The sequence below is a fragment of the Burkholderia sp. E168m23 genome, from assembly GCF_016586125.1.
GTDB lineage: Bacteria > Pseudomonadota > Gammaproteobacteria > Burkholderiales > Burkholderiaceae > Burkholderia > Burkholderia orbicola.
This window is the reverse complement of sequence record NZ_BCPP01000964.1, coordinates 1-2,665: the sequence shown is the minus strand read 5'-3', so window position 1 is coordinate 2,665 and position 2,665 is coordinate 1. Positions and strand designations below refer to the sequence as shown.

3 protein-coding genes are annotated in these 2,665 nt (G+C 63.2%); 2 read left to right on the top strand and 1 reads right to left on the bottom strand.

What is annotated here, in order from left to right; translation table 11 throughout:
* Positions 1–350: 350 nt before the first annotated feature.
* Positions 351–647 carry an FCD domain-containing protein gene (locus tag JMF90_RS32625; protein ID WP_236598078.1) on the top strand — a complete coding sequence of 99 codons (297 nt, stop codon included), beginning with the start codon at positions 351–353 and terminating at the stop codon, positions 645–647.
* Between the two features lie 167 nt (positions 648–814).
* Here the strand turns inward: JMF90_RS32625 and JMF90_RS32620 are convergent, their stop codons facing one another.
* Positions 815–1,816, bottom strand: a complete 1,002-nt coding sequence (locus tag JMF90_RS32620; RefSeq protein WP_236598077.1) for an SDR family oxidoreductase — start codon at positions 1,814–1,816, stop codon at positions 815–817.
* A gap of 74 nt (positions 1,817–1,890) precedes the next feature.
* Here JMF90_RS32620 and JMF90_RS32615 point away from each other — a divergent pair.
* Positions 1,891–2,665 (top strand): DJ-1/PfpI family protein (locus JMF90_RS32615; RefSeq protein ID WP_201325977.1); only part of this gene is annotated, 775 nt, incomplete at its 3' end.

Below are 2,665 nucleotides of genomic sequence, written 5' to 3'. Positions count from 1 at the left end.
ATTCGCCCGTCGCCGGGTCGAACACCGGCTGGACGCGGCTGCCGCCGTCGACGCGCTTGCCGTCGATCAGGTGGCCGACGGTGGAGGTCACATTGCTGTCGTGTTTCATGTCTGGGGCTCTTTCCTGAATTCGGTTGTCGCGTGAGGACGAGCGATCGCTCAATCCACTTCGTTCAGTGCGTCGGAGAGCGTAATAACTTCGTATAGCATACATTATACGAAGTTATACGACACGCTGCGCAAGCTTTGCCAGCGCATGGCGAAGGCGTTAGAAACACCCTGCGGATCAGCCGGCTCGCGCCAGGAAGTCCGCGGGAGACAAACCAACGCTGAAGCAGCCCGCGGTTTCGTTGAAGGCCGACCAAGCCACCGATTACCTCGCCGCCAACGAAGACTTCCATGTCCTGCTCTACAAGGCGGCCGGCTCGCCGTTGCTGTTCGAGCTGATCGATACGCTGTGGCTGAAGGCCGGCCCGATCTCGAACCGCCTCTTCGACACGTCCGAAGCCTCCGCCGTGTTGAACGACGCCCACGAAGACCTGATGGATGCGCTGGACAGGCGGGATGCCGCCGCGGCGCGACGCGCAGTGGAGCGCGACATCTTCGTGGCGGGACAGTTTCTGAGGTCGACACTGAAACGCGATTGACCACGGGTGTGACGGTCGGCATGGTCGGCGCATAGGGCGTCGTATGGGAGAGACCGCGATACGCTGCTCAGCGAGCGTTCGCGGATGTGCGGTTCACCGTCATCGTTGTCCGACGCGTAGTCGGTGGACCATCGCGTCGACGGACGTTTTCTGCCGCGAACGTATCTTCACGCCGCCGCGGATTGTCCTTGCGGCCCGGCGAGGTGCGCGAGCCCGAGACTCTCCAGTGTCTGCGCCTGAATCGCTGCTGCTTGAGCGTTGAGGGCGTCGGCGCCGAATGACTGACCCACGACCCAACGCGCGGGGCGCGTGCCCGGTGCTTGCTCGACGAGTTGAGCGATGGCTTCGGCGACGTCGTGCGGGTCCGGCGCGTGGTCGCTCGCGAACAACGTCATCAACGTCTCGACCATCTTGTCCGGAATCGCACCGGCTTCACCGTAGCCGGGCACGCGCGCGGCGTCGGCGGGCCGCTGCGCGCTGCCGAAGATATTCGTCGGATAGTTGCTCGGTTGAACGAGAACGACGTCGATGCCCAACGTCGACAATTCGTAGCGGTAGCTGTCGGTCAACGCTTCGATCGCGAACTTCGATGCGCCATAGAGACCGAAGAACGGAAACGTCACGCGGCCGAGTATCGAGCCGACGTTCACGATCAGGCCTTCGCCCTGCTTTCTGAAGGTCGGCAATACCGCTCTCGACATGCGCTGGATGCCGAATACATTCACGTCGAAGAGTGCCTGTACCTGCTTCGTCGTGAACGCCTCGGAAACGCCGGCCGACCCGATACCAGCGTTATTGATCAGGACATCGAGACGCCCGGCATGTTCCAGCACGGAGGCGACGCCGCGCTCGACGGACGCATCGTCCGTCACATCGAGTTCGACGACCTGCACGCCGCTCGCCCGCAGCGCATCGGCATGCGGCCGGTTGCGGCCGGCGACGTCACGCATCGACGCGAATACCCGGTGCCCGGCACGTGAGAGTGTTTCCGCGGTGTCGCGGCCGAAGCCGCTGCTGGCGCCGGTGATCAGAATGGTTCTGGACATGTTGAGTGTTTCCCAGCCAATGAGGTTAGAGGACCGCAACCGCATCCGTACGTGCGGCTCCGATGCGGTCGAGATGAAACGTGTGATGTCATTGAAAACCGAGGCAGCTGATGTCTTCACCACGTTGCCACGCAGTCTAGGCTTTGCCCCGAAACCGGGCTATAGTCGTAAATGACATTAATAGAGATGTTTACGACATGAGATTGACGATCCTGGCCCTCGAGGGTCTGTTCGACACCGGGCTGACGGTACTGCTGGATACCTTCGCGATGGCCAACGAACTAGCTGCTGCCCAAGGCTTCGCCGCGCCGCCCTTCGACGTGACGGTGGCGGGCGTGCGCAAACGCGTTCGCACTGCGCATGGACTGTCGATGCTGGTGGAACCGGCCAGCAGCGTGCGTCGCCCGGACTGGGTGGCCGTGCCCGCGCCCGGTATCAGGGAGCCGGAGCGCCTGATCGAGACGCTGCAGCGTCGGGACGTGTGCGATGCGATGGCGCACCTTCGTGCGTGGCATGCCGACGGCGTCGGCGTCGCCGCCGCTTGTATCGGTACGTTCTTGCTGGCCGAAGCCGGGCTGCTGGATCATCGCGAGGCGACGACCACCTGGTCGCTGTCGCCTTTCTTCCGTCAACGTTATCCGGCAGTCGATCTGAACGATTCGCGCATGGTCGTCGCCGCGGATCGCGTGGTCACGGCAGGATCGGCCATGGGCCATCTCGACCTGGCGCTGTGGTTGCTACGTCAGGCCAGTCCCGAACTGGCCACGCTCGTGGCCCGCTTCATGCTGATCGACAAGCGTTCGTCGCAGGCCGAATACATCATTCCGGATTACCTTGCACACGCCGATCCATTGATCGCGCGATTCGAGCGCTGGGCCCGCGAGCATCTTTCCCTCGGTTTCTCGCTTCAGACAGCGGCGGCTGCATTGGCCGTGGGACCACGCACGTTGCAGCGCCGTACCGAGGCGGTAC